Here is a 303-nt window from a genome sequence, read left to right on the forward strand (position 1 = left end):
ACTATTTGTAATTGACAACTTAATGAGTATTTTAGAAGAAAATGCAGATAGTTTATTTTCAGATCAAGCAAATTTTGTTCAAAGGTGCAAAGATTTCGCTATAGACAACTGGGTGCATGTAGTGCTTTTAGCACATCCGAACAAAGAGAAAAAAGAATTAAAAGATAAAGAAATTGGAAATCTCGAAAAAACAGATATATCTGGGTCCAATAACATACCCAACAAAGCAGATAACATTATATCAGTAGAACGTATTTGGGGAGACAATAGGGAATTTGATGCACTGATAACAAGCCTAAAAGA

At 32.3% G+C, this 303-nt stretch carries 1 protein-coding gene; it reads left to right on the forward strand.

The window, feature by feature from the left end:
• Positions 1-22: 22 nt before the first annotated feature.
• The coding region (locus RCF13_RS20285) for a hypothetical protein (protein WP_308141525.1) at positions 23-303 on the forward strand (281 nt) is incomplete at its 3' end.

This window comes from Stenotrophomonas maltophilia group sp. RNC7, assembly GCF_030910085.1.
GTDB lineage: Bacteria > Pseudomonadota > Gammaproteobacteria > Xanthomonadales > Xanthomonadaceae > Stenotrophomonas > Stenotrophomonas sepilia.